15 protein-coding genes are annotated in these 16,033 nt (G+C 72.3%); 12 read left to right on the top strand and 3 right to left on the bottom strand.

The window, feature by feature from the left end; genetic code table 11:
- From QQX09_RS10845 to QQX09_RS10815, 7 genes are all read left to right on the top strand, one after another.
- Window positions 1–1,344, top strand: a complete 1,344-nt coding sequence (locus QQX09_RS10845; RefSeq protein WP_301134543.1) for a protocatechuate 4,5-dioxygenase subunit alpha/beta — start codon at window positions 1–3, stop codon at window positions 1,342–1,344.
- Window positions 1,341–2,297 (top strand): Gfo/Idh/MocA family oxidoreductase, encoded by a 957-nt coding sequence (locus QQX09_RS10840; RefSeq protein WP_301134540.1) that lies wholly within the window; start codon window positions 1,341–1,343, stop codon window positions 2,295–2,297. Before QQX09_RS10845 ends, QQX09_RS10840 begins: the two co-directional genes overlap by 4 nt.
- Window positions 2,294–3,268: an aldo/keto reductase gene (locus QQX09_RS10835; protein WP_301134537.1), complete on the top strand. Its 975-nt coding sequence runs from the start codon at window positions 2,294–2,296 to the stop codon at window positions 3,266–3,268. Before QQX09_RS10840 ends, QQX09_RS10835 begins: the two co-directional genes overlap by 4 nt.
- Before the next feature lie 172 nt (window positions 3,269–3,440).
- Window positions 3,441–4,361 carry an ABC transporter ATP-binding protein gene (locus QQX09_RS10830; protein WP_301134533.1) on the top strand — a complete coding sequence of 307 codons (921 nt, stop codon included), beginning with the start codon at window positions 3,441–3,443 and terminating at the stop codon, window positions 4,359–4,361.
- A complete protein-coding gene (locus QQX09_RS10825; protein WP_301134530.1) occupies window positions 4,358–5,143 on the top strand; it encodes a hypothetical protein in 786 nt (261 codons plus the stop codon). The genes QQX09_RS10830 and QQX09_RS10825 overlap by 4 nt, the downstream gene beginning before the upstream one ends.
- Before the next feature lie 31 nt (window positions 5,144–5,174).
- Window positions 5,175–5,849: a TIGR00266 family protein gene (locus QQX09_RS10820; protein ID WP_301134527.1), complete on the top strand. Its 675-nt coding sequence runs from the start codon at window positions 5,175–5,177 to the stop codon at window positions 5,847–5,849.
- Between the two features lie 68 nt (window positions 5,850–5,917).
- Window positions 5,918–6,766 carry a MarR family winged helix-turn-helix transcriptional regulator gene (locus QQX09_RS10815; RefSeq protein WP_301134524.1) on the top strand — a complete coding sequence of 283 codons (849 nt, stop codon included), beginning with the start codon at window positions 5,918–5,920 and terminating at the stop codon, window positions 6,764–6,766.
- Between the two features lie 15 nt (window positions 6,767–6,781).
- On the opposite strand, the gene QQX09_RS10810 is transcribed toward QQX09_RS10815, so the two are convergent.
- Both QQX09_RS10810 and QQX09_RS10805 read right to left on the bottom strand, forming a co-directional pair.
- A complete protein-coding gene (locus QQX09_RS10810; RefSeq protein ID WP_301134521.1) occupies window positions 6,782–7,630 on the bottom strand; it encodes an oxygenase MpaB family protein in 849 nt (282 codons plus the stop codon).
- Window positions 7,631–7,697: 67 nt separating this feature from the next.
- A complete protein-coding gene (locus QQX09_RS10805; RefSeq protein WP_301134519.1) occupies window positions 7,698–8,705 on the bottom strand; it encodes an AraC family transcriptional regulator in 1,008 nt (335 codons plus the stop codon).
- A 131-nt stretch (window positions 8,706–8,836) separates the two neighbouring features.
- On the opposite strand from QQX09_RS10805, the gene QQX09_RS10800 reads away from it, so the two are divergent.
- The 5 genes from QQX09_RS10800 to QQX09_RS10780 all read left to right on the top strand — a co-directional run bounded on the left by QQX09_RS10800 (window position 8,837) and on the right by QQX09_RS10780 (window position 14,656).
- The gene (locus QQX09_RS10800; RefSeq protein ID WP_301134517.1) at window positions 8,837–9,820 is read left to right on the top strand and encodes an NAD(P)-dependent alcohol dehydrogenase; all 984 of its coding nucleotides are present in this window, start codon (window positions 8,837–8,839) and stop codon (window positions 9,818–9,820) included.
- A 35-nt stretch (window positions 9,821–9,855) separates the two neighbouring features.
- Window positions 9,856–10,632 carry a DUF4386 domain-containing protein gene (locus QQX09_RS10795; RefSeq protein ID WP_301134515.1) on the top strand — a complete coding sequence of 259 codons (777 nt, stop codon included), beginning with the start codon at window positions 9,856–9,858 and terminating at the stop codon, window positions 10,630–10,632.
- Window positions 10,633–10,826: 194 nt separating this feature from the next.
- Complete coding sequence (locus QQX09_RS10790; RefSeq protein WP_301134513.1) at window positions 10,827–12,224, top strand: copper resistance CopC/CopD family protein; 1,398 nt, start codon at window positions 10,827–10,829, stop codon at window positions 12,222–12,224.
- Window positions 12,225–12,374: 150 nt separating this feature from the next.
- Window positions 12,375–12,938 carry a PadR family transcriptional regulator gene (locus QQX09_RS10785; RefSeq protein ID WP_301134512.1) on the top strand — a complete coding sequence of 188 codons (564 nt, stop codon included), beginning with the start codon at window positions 12,375–12,377 and terminating at the stop codon, window positions 12,936–12,938.
- 38 nt (window positions 12,939–12,976) lie between these two features.
- On the top strand, window positions 12,977–14,656 hold the full coding sequence (locus QQX09_RS10780) for an ABC1 kinase family protein (protein WP_301134510.1): 1,680 nt from the start codon (window positions 12,977–12,979) through the stop codon (window positions 14,654–14,656).
- 60 nt (window positions 14,657–14,716) lie between these two features.
- Here QQX09_RS10780 and QQX09_RS10775 read toward each other — a convergent pair whose 3' ends face one another.
- Complete coding sequence (locus tag QQX09_RS10775; protein ID WP_301134508.1) at window positions 14,717–15,877, bottom strand: LacI family DNA-binding transcriptional regulator; 1,161 nt, start codon at window positions 15,875–15,877, stop codon at window positions 14,717–14,719.
- Window positions 15,878–16,033 lie beyond the last annotated feature (156 nt).

Here is a 16,033-nt window from a genome sequence, read left to right as displayed (position 1 = left end):
ATGTCACTCGACAAGCCCTACAAGGACATCCCCGGCACGATCATCTTCGACGCCGAGCAGGCGCGGAAGGGGTTCCACCTCAACCAGTTCTCGATGTCGCTCATGAAGCCCGAGAACCGCGAGCGCTACCTCGCGGACCGCGCTGCGTACCTCGACGAGTGGCCGCTGACGCCCGCCCAGCGGCAGGCGGTGCTCGACATGGACCTCAACGCGATGATGGCCGAGGGCGGCAACATCTACTTCCTCAGCAAGATCGGCGCGACGCACGGCCTCAGCTTCCAGCAGATGGCCGGCTCGATGACCGGCATGAGCGAGGCCGCGTACCGCGACATGATGATCGGCGGCGGCCGGCGCCCCGAGGGCGTGCGCCTCAAGGACCTCGACGGGTGGACCCCGCCGTCGAACGAGAAGGCCACGACGATGCGCGAGGACGCACCGGCGAAGTACACGTCGGCGCTCTTCACCTCGCACGTGCCCGCGATCGGCGCCGCGATGGACCTCGGCAAGACCGAGGAGCCGTACTGGAAGAAGATGTTCGCCGGCTACGAGTGGACGCGGACGTGGGCGAAGGAGAACACGCCCGACGTGATCATCCTCGTCTACAACGACCACGCCACGGCCTTCGACTCGACGATCATCCCGACGTTCGTGCTCGGCACGGGCGCGCACTACCCGGTCGCGGACGAGGGCTACGGCCCGCGCCCGGTGCCGGACGTCTACGGCCACCCCGAGCTGGCCGCGCACATCGCGCAGTCGGTGATCCAGGACGACTTCGACCTCACCCTCGTCAACGAGATGGTGGTCGACCACGGGCTCACCGTGCCGCTGTCGCTCGTCTTCGGCGACGTCGACGAGTGGCCGTGCAAGATCATCCCGCTGCCCGTCAACGTGGTGCAGTACCCCGTCCCCTCGGGACGCCGCTGCTACGAGCTCGGCAAGGCGATCCGCCGCGCGCTCGACAAGTGGGACGGGGAGCCGCTGAACGTGCAGATCTGGGGCACCGGCGGCATGAGCCACCAGCTCCAGGGCCCCCGCGCCGGCCTCATCAACGAGGAGTGGGACAACGCCTTCCTCGACCACCTCATCGCCGACCCGCTGGGCCTGACCCAGTGGCCGCACATGGAGTACGTCGACGAGGCCGGTTCCGAGGGCATCGAGCTCGTCGACTGGCTCATCGCCCGTGGCGCCATGGATGATCAGTTCGAGGGCGGCGCCCCCAGCGTCGACCACCGCTTCTACCACGTGCCCGCCTCGAACACCGCGGTGGGCCACCTGGTGCTGAGCAACCCCGTCGCCCAGCCGGCACCCGCCGCCGAGGCGCTGCCGCAGGAGGTCCATGCATGACCGCTTCCACGACCCGCATCGCCGTCGTCGGCGCCGCCGGCGCCTTCGGGATGAAGCACCTCGACGGCCTCGCGCAGATCGAGGACGCCGAGGTGACCGTCGTCAGCGGTACGCGGCCCGGGCCCACGCAGGCGGTCGCCGAGAAGTACGGCGTGCCCACGGCGCTCCTGTCGTACGAGGAGGTGCTCGAGCGCGACGACGTCGACGCGGTGATCCTCGCGACCCCGACCGGGCTCCACGCCGCCCAGACGCAGGCGGCGCTCGCGGCTGGCAAGCACGTCCAGGTCGAGATCCCGCTCGCGGACTCGCTCGCCGACGCCGAGGCCGCCCTCGCGGCGGCCGAGGCGTCGGACCTGGTCGCGATGGTGGGCCACACGCGCCGCTTCAACCCGTCCCACCAGTGGGTCCACCAGCGGATCGCGGCGGGGGAGTTCGGCATCCAGCAGATGGACGTCCAGACGTACTTCTTCCGTCGCACCAACACCAACGCCAAGGGCGAGCCGCGCTCGTGGACCGACCACCTGCTGTGGCACCACGCCGCGCACACCGTCGACCTCTTCGCCTACCAGGCGGGACGCATCGTCCAGGCGAACGCGATCCAGGGGCCCATCCACCCCGAGCTCGGCATCGCCATGGACATGTCGATCCAGCTCAAGGCGGAGTCCGGCGCGATCTGCACGCTGTCGCTGTCCTTCAACAACGACGGGCCGTTCGGCACGTTCTTCCGCTACATCGGCGACACCGGCACGTACATCGCCCGCTACGACGACCTGGTCGACGGGCGAGAGGAGCCCATCGACGTGTCGCGGGTCGCGGTGAGCATGAACGGCATCGAGCTGCAGGACCGCGAGTTCGTCGCGGCGATCCGCGAGGGCCGCGAGCCCAACTCCTCGCTGCGTCAGGTGATCGACTGCTACCGGGTGCTCGGGCAGCTGGAGGAGCAGCTCGCGTGATCCTTCCGCGGATGGGCCTCGGCTGCATGGAGCTCAGCCACGCCTACGGTGTCGCGCCGTCGCCCGAGGACGGCGAGCGGATGCTCCGCGCCGCCCTCGACGAGGGCGTGCGGCTCCTCGACACCGCGACGCTCTACGGCGGCGGCCGGAACGAGGAGCTCGTCGGCCGCGCGCTCCAGGGACGGCGGGACGATGCGGTGCTCGCCTCGAAGTGCGGCATGGCGATGGTCGACGGGGTCAAGACGATCGATGGCAGGCCCGACACCGTGCGCGCCCAGGTCGACGCCTCGCTGTCGCGCCTGGGCGTCGACCACATCGACCTCTACTACCTCCACCGCTGGGACAAGACGGTGCCGATCGGCGAGAGCGTCGGCGTGCTCGCCGAGGCGGTCGAGGCCGGCAAGATCGGCGCGATCGGGCTCTCCGAGGTCTCGGTCGCGCGCCTCCGCGAGGCGCTCGCGGTCGCGCCCATCGCCGCGGTCCAGAACGAGTACTCGCTGTGGAGCCGCAACCCCGAGCTCGGCATGCTCGAGGCGACCCGCGAGGCCGGGGTCGCGCTCGTCGCCTTCTCGCCCGTGGCGCGCGGCTTCCTCGCGGGAGGAGTCGCGGATCCGGACGATCTCGCGCCGAAGGACATCCGGCGGAACATGCCGCGCTTCCAACCGGAGCACTGGCCGGCCAACGCCGCGCTGCTGCCGCAGTGGCACGCGCTCGCGGCCGAGGCCGGTTGCACGCCGGCGCAGCTCGCGCTCGCGTGGGTGCTGTCGCGCGGGCCCCACGTGGTGGCGATACCCGGCACCACGAGCCTCGACCATCTCCGCGAGAACCAGGCCGCGGAATCGCTCGCGGTCGACCCGGCGCTGCTGGAGCGCGCCGGGGCGCTCATCGACACCGCCACGGTGTCCGGTCCGCGGTACAACGCCGCGCAGTCCGATGAGGTGGACGCCGAGTCCTTCGACGCCGCCGCGTGACGTCGGGCGTGCCACGGGTTCGCTGCCGGCCCGCGCGCATCGTCCCCGGCGAGAATCCTGGGCGCACCGTCCATATCTGAGCAGGTTCCGAATTACTTCGACTCTGTCGGAAACTCCCCGGATCGTCTAGCGTGTGGCGTACATCGACGCAGGATGAAGGGGGAGTCACGCCGTGATCGAAGTGGCCGGATTGACCAAGACGTACGGCTCGAAGAGGGCCGTCGACGACATCTCGTTCACCGCGCCGGCCGGCTCGGTCACCGGCTTCCTGGGCCCCAACGGCGCCGGCAAGTCGACGACGATGCGCATGATCATGGGCCTGGACCGCCCCGACGCCGGCACGGCCACGATCGATGGCAAGCCGTTGACCGCGCACGTCGCCCCGATGCGCACGGTCGGTGCGCTGCTCGAGGCCAAGTCCGTGACGCCCGGACGTACGGCGCGCAACCACCTGCGCATCCTGGCCGCCACGCACGGCATCTCCCCGAAGCGGGTCGACGAGGTCATCCAGATGACGGGTCTCGACACCGTCGCGAAGAAGCGGGTGAAGGGCTTCTCGCTGGGCATGGGGCAGCGCCTGGGCATCGCGACCGCGATGCTGGGCGACCCGTCGACCCTGATCATGGACGAGCCTGTCAACGGCCTCGACCCGGACGGCGTGCTGTGGGTGCGCAACCTCGCGCGCCACTTCGCGTCCGAGGGGCGCACCGTGCTGCTGTCGAGCCACCTCATGAGCGAGGTGCAGCTCACCGCGGACCGCGTCGTCGTCATCGGCCGCGGCAAGATCCTCGCGCAGGGCACCATCGCCGACTTCACCGCGCAGGCCGCCTCGGGGTCCGTCACCGTCAACACGTCGGACGATGCGCACCTGGCGCGCCTCGTCGCAGCCGAGGGCGGCCAGGCGACCAGCACGAGCGAGGCGCTCGTCGTCGACGGCCTGGAGCCGGCGCGCATCGCGCAGCTCGCCGTGGGCGCGGGCCTCGACCTTCACGAGCTCGTCAAGACGAACGCGACCCTGGAGGAGGCCTACCTCAGCCTCACGGCCGATGCGGTCGAGTACCACGCCGCCGAGAAGGAAGGGGCGCTCCAGTGAGCATCGCCGTCGACACCGCCAAGCTGACGTTCGGAGGCGCCGTCCGCGCCGAGCTCCTCAAGCTCACGACCACCCGCGGCTTCGTCTGGGTCGCGCTCTGGTCGCTGGGCCTGAGCGCCCTCATGCTCGTGACCTCGAGCGCGGCGGCTCCCGCCGACGCGACCGTGGCGGAGTGGACGGTCATGACGATCGCCGGCGGGATCCTGATGCCGTGGGTGATCCTCGCGATCCACGCGGCGCTGCAGGCGACCGGGGAGTGGAGCTCCGGCATGTTCCGTGTGTCGTTCGCCGTCGTGCCGCGGCGCAACCTCTGGCTCGCGGCCAAGGCGACCGCGCTCGCGGTCTTCGCCGGCCTCGTGTCGATCGCCGTCACGATGGTGGACACCGCGATCGTGCTCGCGAAGCACGGCAGCGCGGGCGCGACCATCGACTGGACGCTCGGGCATACGTGGCAGATCTTCATCGGGGTGCCGGCGGCGTGCATCATGACCGCGGTGATGGCGGTCGGGATCGGCGCGCTCGTGCGCACGAGCGGCATCGCGGTGACGGCCGTCATCGTGGTGCTGATCGTGCTGCCGTTCGCGGCGTTCTTCGGCTTCGAGTGGGTCGCGCACATCACGTCGTACCTGCCCAGCGGCGCCGCGGATTCGATGGTGAGCGCCGGTGCCTTCGGCGCGACGTCGGACGATCTGGGAATCGTGGGTGGCACGGCGGTGCTGCTCGCGTGGTCGGTCGGCGCGTGCGTCGCCGCATCGGTCGCGATGAGCCGCCGCGACGCGTAAGAAGAGAACCAGGGATCTAAGGAGCACGGACATGGACGTCACGATCACCGCCGGACCGGCCTTCGCGATGGGGACCATCACGGTCCCGCCGGGAGGCTCGGTGCGCGTCGAGGCGGGCGCGATGGCGATGACGCGCGGCGACGTCTCGATGGAGACCTCGACGCGTGGCGGGTTCATGAGCGGGCTCAAGCGTTCGCTGGGCGGCGAGAGCTTCTTCGTCAACGACTTCCACTCGGGCTCGGGCGGGCAGGTCGGCGTCGCTGCGACCCTGCCGGGCGACATGGCCGAGGTCACCCTCGACGGGACCGGCGCGCTGCTGGTCCAGTCGGGCTCGTGGATCGCGTCGGACCCGTCCATCCAGGTCGACTCCAAGTGGGGCGGCGGCAAGTCGTTCTTCTCGGGCGAGGGTCTGATCCTGCTGCGCTGCACCGGGGCCGGCGAGCTGCTGCTCGCTTCCTACGGCGCGATCCAGGGCTTCACCCTCGCGGCCGGCGAGACGCTCACGCTCGACACGGGCCACGTGGTCGCCTTCGACGACTCGGTCCAGTTCAGCGTGAGGAAGGCCGGCAGCTGGAAGTCGACCATCCTCGGCGGCGAGGGTCTGGTGACGGACTTCACCGGGCCGGGTCGCGTATGGCTCCAGACGCGCTCCAGCAACGACCTCATCGACTGGATCAAGCGCGTCAACCCGCAGCGCAACAACTAGCGGGAACGGCGCCACGCGGGCGTCTTCGACAGGCGTTCACTAGGGCGCTGTCGCCGTAGGATGGTGCGATGACGCACGCCGACGAGGGGGACGAGAGCCTCGACCTCCTCATCGGTCGCGTCGACGAGTACTCGACCCTCTTCACCGCGGCCGTCGACGAGGTCCTCGGCACCGAGATCGTCGAGAACGGGCAGTTCACCGCCCTGGTCTCGCTGGCCGACCGCGAGCCGCACGCGGTCGCGGACCTCGCGCCGATCGCGCGCATGGACCGTCGTCGCCTCCTGGGCTTCCTGCGCTCCCTGGAGGACCACGGCCTGCTCGAGCTGGGCACGGACGAGGCCGACCATCGCCGCCGCGTCGCCCGGCTCACGCTGCGCGGCGCCCGTCGGCTCCGCGAGGCGGACGCGAGGCTGGCGGCGTTCTTCTCGGAGTCGGCGGCGCTCGCCCGCGAGATCGCGGAGCTGAGCACGGTGTCGACGTCCTCCCCGGCGCCCGCGCCCGCGCCGTCGCGCGCGCCGGCCAGCGCGCTCGAGCTGGCGGCGCTCGTCGCCGAGACCGGTCTCGACCTCCATGACGTGACCCGGGCGATCCTGGGCGAGCGCGGCTTCGAGCACATCCGCGGACACCGCCTGCTGGCGCTCAACGCGATCCGGCTGCACGGCGCATGCCGCCCCTCCGCGCTGGTGGATGATCTGCGGCTCAGTCCCGGAGGCGTGACCTATCTGCTCGACGGCCTCGAGAACGACGGCCTCATCCGGCGCGAGCGCGACGTCTCCGGGGATCGGCGCGGCGTCACCGTGACGCTCACGGACGCCGGGCTCGTGGTCGCGGGCGCGTCCCGCGAGGCGTTCGTGCGGACCCGGCACCGCCTCCACCAGCGGTTCTCGACGATCGGCAGGGCATCCGTCGCCGCCTGAGTGCGCCGCGCCCTCTCAGAACAGCGGCCGGCCCGCGGCGAGCCTCGTGCGCAAATCCCGCAGCGGACGCCTGAGCGGAGCCTCCCGCATCGCGCGCGGGACGGCGCGCTGGAAGGCGGCCATGCGCCGGTTGAAGCGGTCGAAGCGGCGCTGCTCGTCGTCGTCCCACGGGAGCTCCATGAGCTCGCGGAACCGCGGCCCCAGGTATCCGGCGGTCATCCGCACGCGCCAGCGGATCAGCGGCGCCGGCACCTCGCGGCCCAGGTACTCGAGGCGCAGCACGCGCCAGAGGTAGGCGCGCGCCGCATCGTCCATCGCGAGGCGCTCCGACATCGCGTTCCACCACGTCTCGAAGTCGTCGCGCGTGGCCGGCCAGGCCTCGGGCGGCATCTGCAGGGTGGTGCCGAAGACCATGCCCTGGCGGTAGAAGGTCTCGCGGAGGTCCCCGGTGAGCGGCCCGCGCACCCGCTCGTAGGCGTGCTCGGCGCCGCGGTAGAGGCACGCGGCCACCCAGATCTGCAGCTCCGGGTCGAAGGCGCGGTACGGCACCCGCGCTCCCGGCTCCGACCTCACGGGGGCGTGCGAGCGGTTGGTCGCGGCGCGGTAGGCGGCACGGTCCTCCGCGGACCCCAGCATCGTCACGGCGATGTAGCCGATGGTGGTGCGCATGCGTCGCTTGGGGTCGTGGAACAGCGCGCCCGGGCCCGTGCTCTCCATCACCCCGTAGGCGACCGGGGGCAGCGACAGCTGCCAGATCACGTTGGCGGTGCCGGCCAGCGTGATGAACCAGTTGGCGCCCTCGCGCAGGGCGCCGGTGTCGAGCGCGTCGAGCTCGTGTCGACGCTCAGCCTTGAGAGCCGTCATGTCGGCACGATAGCACGAAGGTGAATCTTGGTTAACTTATCCGTCGGACGATGCGGCGCCGCGCGCGTCACGAGGCCGGCAGAGCGTCGTTCCTGAACGACGCCGGCGTGCGCCCGGTCCAGCCCTTGAACGCCCGCTGGAACGCGCTCTGGTCGGAGAAGCCCGTGAGGAAGGCGACCTCCGCGAGCGAGTGGCGCGAGTCCGCCAGCAGCGCCTCCGCGCCCTCGCGCCGCGCCCGGGCGGTGAGCGACTGGTAGGTCTCGCCCTGTTCGGCGAGGCGACGGTGCAGCGTGCGCTCGCTCATGCCGAGGCGGCGCGCGATGACCGCCTTGGTCGGCGGCCCGTCGGGCAGCAGGTCGGTGATGGTCGCGTGCACCGTGTCGACCAGCGAGCGCTCCCCCTCCTGCGACCGGAGCTCCTCGAGGTGGGCGAGCAGGAAGGAGGACAGGCCCTGGTCCGCGAGCCGACCGCGGAGCGCGAGCGTCGCGGCGTCGAACTCGATCGCGTTGCGCCCGGCGTCGAACGTCACCGGGCACCCGAAGTAGGAGTGCGCCTCCGTGATCGAGGCCGGCCGGGGGTGGCGGAAGGTCACCGCCCGCGGCACCACCCGGCGCCCGGCGGCCTCGGACAGCATCGTCATCACCGCCGCGAACGCGCACTCGTTCGCGAGCCTCGCGCCGCGGCGGGGCGCGGGTCGCGACAGGGTCAGCGTCGTCACGTCGCCGGGTTCGTCGACCAGCGCGTACTCGAGCGAATCGCTCAGCAGGACGATGTAGCGGACCAGCCGGCGCAGCGCGTCGCGCAGGGTGTCGGCCGTCTTGAGGCCGAGCCCGAGCGCGCTGAGGTCGTCCGGCCGCAGCAGCGCGCCGTACCGGTACGGAAGCCCGTCGTCGTGAGGCAGGGTCGCACGCTCGAGGACGTCGTAGTAGTCGTCCGCCTCGACCCGCTCCTGCGCGGCGCGCTGCGCGTCCGCGTCCGGAGACAGCCCGAGGCCTGCCAGCAGCTCCTCCGGCGGGACCGGGGCGCTCGCGACCCGCGCGACGATCCTCACGACGGAGCTCCGGACGCTCGTCACGATGCGATCCCTCCGCTTCGGGGTCCTCGGGCGCGGGTTGATCCACCCTAGTGCGGGGGTGGCCGCAACGGTCAATGGAACGGCCCCGGATGCCAAGACCAGGCCCTTCGCCGGTTCCTAGCGTGAGGGGCATGAACACCACAGCACCCACCACCACCCGCACCGTCCAGCTCGACCGCTACGGCTCGCCCGCCGAGCTGCGGCACCGCACGGTCGACATCCCCGCGCCGGCAGACGACCAGGTCGTCGTCCGCGTCCGCGCCGCCGGCATCAATCGCGGCGACGGCCTCGCGATCGCGGGCCTGCCCTACGCGGCCCGCCTCTCCTATGGGCTCACCCGCCCCAAGCGGCCCGTCCCCGGCACCGACGTCGCCGGCACCGTCGTCGCCGTGGGCGCCGATGTCACGGCCTGGAGGCCGGGGGACGATGTGGTGGGCTGGGCCGTCGGCGCTTTCGCCGAGCACGCGCTCGCCGACGCATCGTCCCTGCTCGCCAAGCCCGAGGGGCTCACCTTCGAGGAGGCGGCGGCGCTGCCCACCGCCGCGGTCACCGCGCTCCAGGCGCTCCAGGCCGGCGGCATCGAGACCGCGCGGCGCGTGCTCGTCCTCGGCGCGTCCGGCGGCGTCGGATCGTTCGCGGTGCAGCTCGCCGCGGCGTCCGGCGCCGAGGTCACCGGCGTCTGCTCCACCCGCAACGTGGAGCTGGTCCGGTCGCTCGGCGCCGACCACGTCGTCGACTACGCCGTCGAGGACGTCGCCGCGCTCCGCGGCTACGACCTCGTCGTCGACCTCGCCGGGCGGATCCCGCTCGCCCGCGCCCGCCGCCTCGCGTCGCGCCGCGGCGCCTACATCGTCGTCGGCGGCGGCAAGGCGCGCACGCTCACCGGCATGCGCCGGTTCGCCGCGGCCGCCATCCTCTCGCCCTTCGTCGCGCAGCGGCTCCGGCCGCTGTTCGCCACGCCGAGGCGCGAGGACCTCGCGACCGTGCTGTCCCACGTCGCCGACGGCCGCGTGCGCCCGTCCGTCGAGGCCGCGTACGCCCTGCGCGACGCCGCCGACGCCGTCGACTTCGTCCACCGCGGGAAGGCCCGCGGCAAGGTCGTCCTCGTCCCCTGACACCCCACCCACCCGCTCACCCCGGAGGAGCAGCCATGTCGACCACCACCGTCACCCAGCCCGCCGACGCCGCGCCGGCGTCCCCGACCCGCCCGCGGCTGCGTCGCCTCACCCGCGTCGCCGGAGCGCTCTACCTGGCCATCTTCGTGATCTACCCCCTCGCGACGTTCGCCCGCGCGAGCCTCGTGGTACCCGGGGATGCCGCCGCCACCGCCGCCAACGTCCGCACGCAGGAGGCCCTGTTCCGGTGGGGCCTGGCCGGTGAGGCGCTCATCGTGATCATCGAGATCGTGCTCGCCGGCGTCCTCTACACGCTGCTGCGGCCCGTGAGCCGGTCCATGTCCCTGGCAGGCGCGCTGGCCCGCGTGGCCGAGGCCGTGGTGATGGCCGCCGGCTGCCTCGTCACGAGCGTCCTCACGCTCGTCGCGGTCGGCGACAGCGGAGCCCTCGCCGCCTTCGACGCGGCGGAGCGCGACTCCCTCGCGCTGTACTTCCAGGAGGCCAACGACGGCATCGTCCTCATCTGGGGCTTCTGCTTCGCGCTCTCGCTCCTGCTCACCGGCTGGCTGGTGATGCGCTCCGGCTTCCTGCCGCGCTTCGCGGGGATCCTGCTGGCGCTCGCGGGCGTCGGCTACCTCGTCCAGAGCTTCGGCACCTTCCTGGCCCCCGGCCTGGCCGGCACGTGGGAGACGATCGTGCTCGTGCTCGCCATCCCGGGCGAGCTCGTGTTCGCGCTCTGGCTGATCGTCAAGGGCGTGGACCAGGAGGCCTGGCACGCCGCCGCGGCCCGCGCCCGCCGCGCGCAGGTCTGAACGCCGGGCCTGTACGCCCGCACCGGTCCGCCCCGACGCCGCACCTGTGGCGCCGGGGCGGACGTGCGGCACGGAGTCGGGCCCTACCGTGATCGCGCGAGGCATGCCTATGGTGGTCGGCAATGTCCGCCCCGCAGAGAGTCCCCGCCCTGCGCCCGCCACCCGCCGTCGCCGTCCCGGCCGCGGCGCGATGGGTGCTCATCTTCGTCCTCGCGCTCGCGTTCGCCCTGGTGAACGGCCATACCGCGTGGGCGCACACCGACCTCGACCACTCGGACCCCGCCGATGGCGTCACCGTCGACCACGCGGTCGAGGAGATCGTCCTCACGTTCACGCTGCCGGTCACGCCCCTGGGCGAGGCGGTCGAGATCGCCGGGCCGGACGGGCCTGTCGAGGCGGCGATCGAGCAGACCGACGACGGCATCGTCATCGTCGCGACCCCCGCCGAGCCGCTGGGCGACGGCGCCTACACGGTCGCGTGGACGGTCGCCGCCGAGGACGGCCACCCGCTCGACGGCACATTCTCCTTCGACGTCGCCGGTGTCGCTCCGGAACCGACGCATACCGCCACCGCATCGGCGACGCCGGACGCCACGGCGAGCGCCTCCCCGTCGAGCACCGAGCAGCAGTCGGCCTCGCCCTCCCCGACGGCCACCATGGCCATGGATCCCGAGTCCGCGGGCGGAGCCGCGAGCGACCTCGCGGCACGCATCGTCGCCCGCGGCGGCGCGGCCATCGCGCTGTGGTCGCTCCTCGTGGCCGGCGGCGCGCTCGCCTTCGCCGGCATCGCCATGCGCGGACGCGACTCCGACGACGTCCCCCGCCTCCTCGCCGGCGTGCGGTGGTGCGGCGCGCTGCTGCTCGGCGGCCTCGCCCTGCGCGTGATCGGGCGGTCGGCGCTCATCGCCGGCGGGTCGTTCGCGGACGGCCTCCAGGCGGACGCCTTCCAGGACGCCCTCGCCGGCACCTTCGCGTGGGTCCTCGGCCTCCAGGCGCTCGGTGGTCTCCTCATGCTCGTCGGCACGATGCGGACGGTCGCCGGCTCGTGGCTCGCGACCGTCGGGGTGCTGGTCGCGGGCGCCGGTCACGTGCTCGGCGGTCACAGCAACACCGCCGAGCCGCGATGGCTGGTGCTCACGGCGGACATCGCGCACCTCGTCGCCGCGGCGGTCTGGGTCGGAGGCGTCGTGAGCCTTGCCGCCGTGCTGCGCCGCCGCAGCCGCGAGGGCCGCCCCCTCGACGCCGGCGCGATGGCGTCGCGGTTCGGCGTGGTGGCCGCCGCGTCGTTCGTCGTCGTCGGCATCGCCGGCGTGGTGCTCGCGTGGGAGATCCTCGAGGAGCTCTCCGACCTGTGGACCTCGACGTGGGGCATCGTCCTGCTCGTCAAGGTGGCGCTCGTCGCCGTGGTCGCCGTGATCGGCGCGTACACGCACTTCCGCATCGTGCCGCGGCTCGCCGCCAGGTCCGGCGAGGGGGAGCACGATGCGCCGGAGGACGCGCACCTCCGCGGGGTGGTGCGCTGGGAGTCCGCGCTCTTCGTCGCCGTGGTGGTCGCGACCGCGGTGCTCGTCGCATCCTCGGTCCACGCCTGACCCGTCCGCGCAGGTCCGCCCGACCCGCGCATCGTCCCGACGGCGCCGGATCCGGCGGAGCCCCTTGCGCATCGTCCCACCGGGAGCGACACTGAACGATGTATCGCTCGCTATCGTTCGGCGATCCCGCCGGACGGCAAGGAGGCCACCATGACCGGCACGACCCGACCCGGAGGCGGCGGGGGCTTCAACCCGCGCAGCCCGTCCGAGGCGATGGACGCGATGTGGGACGCGATGGACCAGATCAAGCACAGCTTCGACAAGCGCGTCGGGACCCGCATGGGCCGCGGCGACGTGCGCGCCGCGATCCTCGCGCTGCTGCACGAGGGCGACATGCACGGCTACCAGATCATCCGCGAGATCGAGGAGCGCACCGGCGGCCGCTGGAAGCCCAGCGCCGGCTCCGTGTACCCCACGCTCCAGCTGCTCGCGGACGAGGGCCTCGTGTCCGCCGAGACCCAGCACGACCGCAAGATCTACTCGCTCACCGAGGCCGGCCGGGACGAGGCCGCCGCGGCCGCGAAGGACGCGCCGTGGGAGACGCAGCCGCTGTGGGACAACTCCAAGCTGGGCCCGCTGTCGAAGTCCGGCTTCGAGCTCGCGCAGGCCGCCGCGCAGGCCGCCCGCACGGGCACCAAGGAGGAGCAGGAGAAGGTCGTCGAGGTCCTGGACGAGGCACGACGTAGGATTTACTCGATCCTCGCGCAGGGCTGACGAGACGCCGTCGGGCCGTCGGGGATCGAGGAGAATCGATGCCCGACGCCACCCGCGGACGCGCCCGCTACCGCCGCATCCTGCGCTTCGCCGCGCGGCACCTCATCGTCACGTGGTGGTACGAGCTCTTCCTGCCGCGCTTCGGCATGGCGCGCATCGCCGAGCGCACGCGCGAGGCCCGCATGCAGCGCCTCGCGCGCCGCTTCCGCGTGCTCGCGGTCGACCTCGGCGGGCTGATGATCAAGCTCGGCCAGTTCCTGTCGACCCGCCTCGACGTGCTGCCGCCGGAGATCACCAGGGAGCTCGAGGACCTCCAGGACGAGGTCCCTGCGGTGCCCTTCGACCAGATCCACGCGCTCGCCGAGGACGAGCTGGGCGTGCCGCTGCGACACATCTACGCGTCCTTCGACGAGACGCCCGTCGCGTCCGCGTCGATCGGGCAGGCGCATCGGGCGACGCTCGCCGCCACCGACAAGGATGCCGTGGGTTTCGCGGACGTCGTGGTGAAGATCCAGCGGCCCGGCATCGGCCACATCGTCGAGATCGACCTGTCCGCGCTGCGGCGCATCTCGATGTGGCTCATGCGGATCCGGATCATCCATCAGCGGGTCGACCTGCCCGCGCTCGTCGAGGAGTTCGCGCAGACCAGCCTCGAGGAGGTCGACTACCTCCACGAGGCCGCCAACGCCGACCGCTTCGCCGAGACCTTCGCCGAGGACGAGCGTGTCCACGTCCCCGCCGTCGTGTGGGAGCGCACCACCCGCCGCGTCCTCACGCTCGAGGACGTCACGGCGATCAAGATCACCGACGTCGAGGGCATCCGGGCCGCGGGGATCTCCCCGGCCGAGGTCGCGAACGTGTTCGCCGACGTCATGCTCGACCAGCTCTTCCGGCACAGCTTCTTCCACGCCGACCCGCACCCGGGCAACCTCTTCGTCACGCCCCGCGCCGCGGGGGAGGAGGGGCCCGAGTGGCGGCTCACGTTCGTCGACTTCGGGATGATGGGTGAGGTCCCCGACCGCCTGCGCAGCGCGCTGCGCGCCGTCGTCATCGCGGCGGCCTCGCGCGACGGCAAGGGCATGGTCCGCGCGATGCACGATGCGGGGGTGCTGCTGCCCTCGGCCGACACCGTCGAGCTCGAGCGGGTGATGACCCAGGTGTTCTCGCGCTTCGGCGGCATGGGCTTCGCGGACCTGCGGCGCGTGGACCCGCGCGAGTTCCGCGACTTCGCGCTCGAGTTCTCCGACGTCATGCTCACGCTGCCGTTCCAGCTGCCCGAGAACTTCCTGCTCATCATCCGCGCGGTGTCGCTGACCTCGGGGCTGTGCAGCTCGCTCGACCCGGCGTACAACATCTGGGACTCGGTCGAGCCGTACGCGCAGCGGCTGCTGCGCGACGAGACCAGCAGCATGGCGCGCGAGGTCGGTCGCGACGCGGTCGAGGCCGTCGGCGTGATCCGCCACATGCCCAAGCGGCTCGACGCGGTGCTGCACAAGGTCGAGACCGGCAACCTCGCGGTGACGACGCCGCGCCTCGAGGAGACGTTCTCCAAGCTCGAGCTCACGGCGCGGCGGCTCGTGTCCGCGCTGATCTTCTGCGCGCTGCTGGTCGGGGGCGCCAGGCTTCATGCAGACGACCCGGGTCAGGGCTGGGTGCTCATGATCGGCTCGCTCATCCCGCTGGGCCACGTGATCTTCGGCCGCCGCAACCCCCGCTGACCTCTGATTCCCAATGACAAAGGTGACAGGTGGGACGTGCCGTCCCACCTGTCACCTTTGTCATTGGGAATCGAGCGGTGTGCGCCTCGGCGCGGGGCCCGTCGACTGGCGCACGATCAGCTCCGCCTGCACGGCCGGCGGCTCGTGCGCCGCGGAGCCCTCGATGCGGCTCAGGAGCTCGGCGAAGGCCGCGCGGCCGCGCCCCGCGAGATCCATCCGCAGCGTCGTGAGCGGCGGGGTGTAGAAGGCCGCGTCGGGGAGGTCGTCGATGCCGGTCACGCTCACGTCGCGAGGCACCGCGAGGCCGCGCTCGGACAACGCGAGCATCGCGCCGAGCGCCATCTGGTCGTTCGCCGACACGATGGCGGTCGCATCGAGGTCCTCGAGGTCGGCGATCGCCGCGTACCCCGAGGCGGCCGACCAGTCGCCCTCGATGATCCCGGTGACCTCGAGCCCGAGCGCCTCGGCGGCGGCCTCGATCGCCCGCGTGCGGTTGCGGGCCGCGGACCAGTGGTGCGGCCCCGCGAGGAAGAGGATCCTGCGGTGGCCCAGCCGCGCCAGGTGCGCGACCAGCGCCGGCATCCCCTCGGTCGCGAGCTGCGACCGGACGCGGCTCGGCTCGTCGGGCTCGGTGACCACGAAGGCCGGCACGCGGAAGTCGATCCGCTCGAAGGCGTGCGTCATCTCGTCGGTCGAGGAGAGCGCGAGCACGCCCTCGACGTCGTGCTCCGCGATCATCGCGAGCGCCTCGTCGATCGAGGCGGCGTCCGTGGTGTCGAGCGTGACGATGTCGAGGACGTAGCCCGCGTCGCGGGCGGCCGCGGCAGCCGAGCCGAGGATCTTGCTGGGGCCGTACTTGTCGATGTCGTGCGTGAGGGCGCCGATGCGGTGCGACCGTCCCGTGGTGAGCGAGCGCGCGGTGAGGTTGGGCCGGTAGTCGAGCTCCGCGAGGGCGCGCTCGACCTTGGCGCGCGTCTCCGGCCGGATGCCGGCGAAGCCCTTGAGGAAGCGGCTCACCGTCTGGTGCGACACGCCCGCCGCATGAGCGACGTCGTAGATGGTCGCCGGCTTGCCCGCGGCGGCAGCGCCGTGACGGACCTTGCGCTCGGGCGCGATCGGCTCGTCGCCGGCGCCGTCGCCTGCGCCCGGCTCGCCGCGCGCGCCGGCCTCCCGCTCGCCGCGGGAGCCCGAGCCCGCCGACGGGGCTGCCTGCTCGGTCATGCCCATCGCCCTCCATCGCACGCCGTATGGCTGAACCGTACCGCCCCAACGTCACGAAACCGTGACATCTCGGGGCCTTGCGCTTCCCGATATTACCGGTAACATCGCCGTTATGCCCCAATGTGGCCGGTAACAAAGCCGGGAAGCAGGGGCCCA

The organism is Demequina litoralis (assembly GCF_030418455.1).
Lineage (GTDB): Bacteria > Actinomycetota > Actinomycetes > Actinomycetales > Demequinaceae > Demequina > Demequina litoralis.
This window is presented reverse-complemented; position numbering and strand designations above follow the sequence as displayed.

Excerpts from the sequence above, each read along its gene's own strand:
- QQX09_RS10845 (WP_301134543.1), top strand. The coding sequence starts at position 1 with ATGTCACTCGACAAGCCCTACAAGGACATCCCCGGCACGATCATCTTC.
- QQX09_RS10840 (WP_301134540.1), top strand. The coding sequence starts at position 1,341 with ATGACCGCTTCCACGACCCGCATCGCCGTCGTCGGCGCCGCCGGCGCC.
- QQX09_RS10820 (WP_301134527.1), top strand. The coding sequence starts at position 5,175 with ATGGACGTCACGATCACCGCCGGACCGGCCTTCGCGATGGGGACCATC.
- QQX09_RS10815 (WP_301134524.1), top strand. The coding sequence starts at position 5,918 with ATGACGCACGCCGACGAGGGGGACGAGAGCCTCGACCTCCTCATCGGT.
- QQX09_RS10810 (WP_301134521.1), bottom strand. The coding sequence starts at position 7,630 with ATGACGGCTCTCAAGGCTGAGCGTCGACACGAGCTCGACGCGCTCGAC.
- QQX09_RS10800 (WP_301134517.1), top strand. The coding sequence starts at position 8,837 with ATGAACACCACAGCACCCACCACCACCCGCACCGTCCAGCTCGACCGC.
- QQX09_RS10795 (WP_301134515.1), top strand. The coding sequence starts at position 9,856 with ATGTCGACCACCACCGTCACCCAGCCCGCCGACGCCGCGCCGGCGTCC.
- QQX09_RS10785 (WP_301134512.1), top strand. The coding sequence starts at position 12,375 with ATGACCGGCACGACCCGACCCGGAGGCGGCGGGGGCTTCAACCCGCGC.
- QQX09_RS10780 (WP_301134510.1), top strand. The coding sequence starts at position 12,977 with ATGCCCGACGCCACCCGCGGACGCGCCCGCTACCGCCGCATCCTGCGC.
- QQX09_RS10775 (WP_301134508.1), bottom strand. The coding sequence starts at position 15,877 with ATGACCGAGCAGGCAGCCCCGTCGGCGGGCTCGGGCTCCCGCGGCGAG.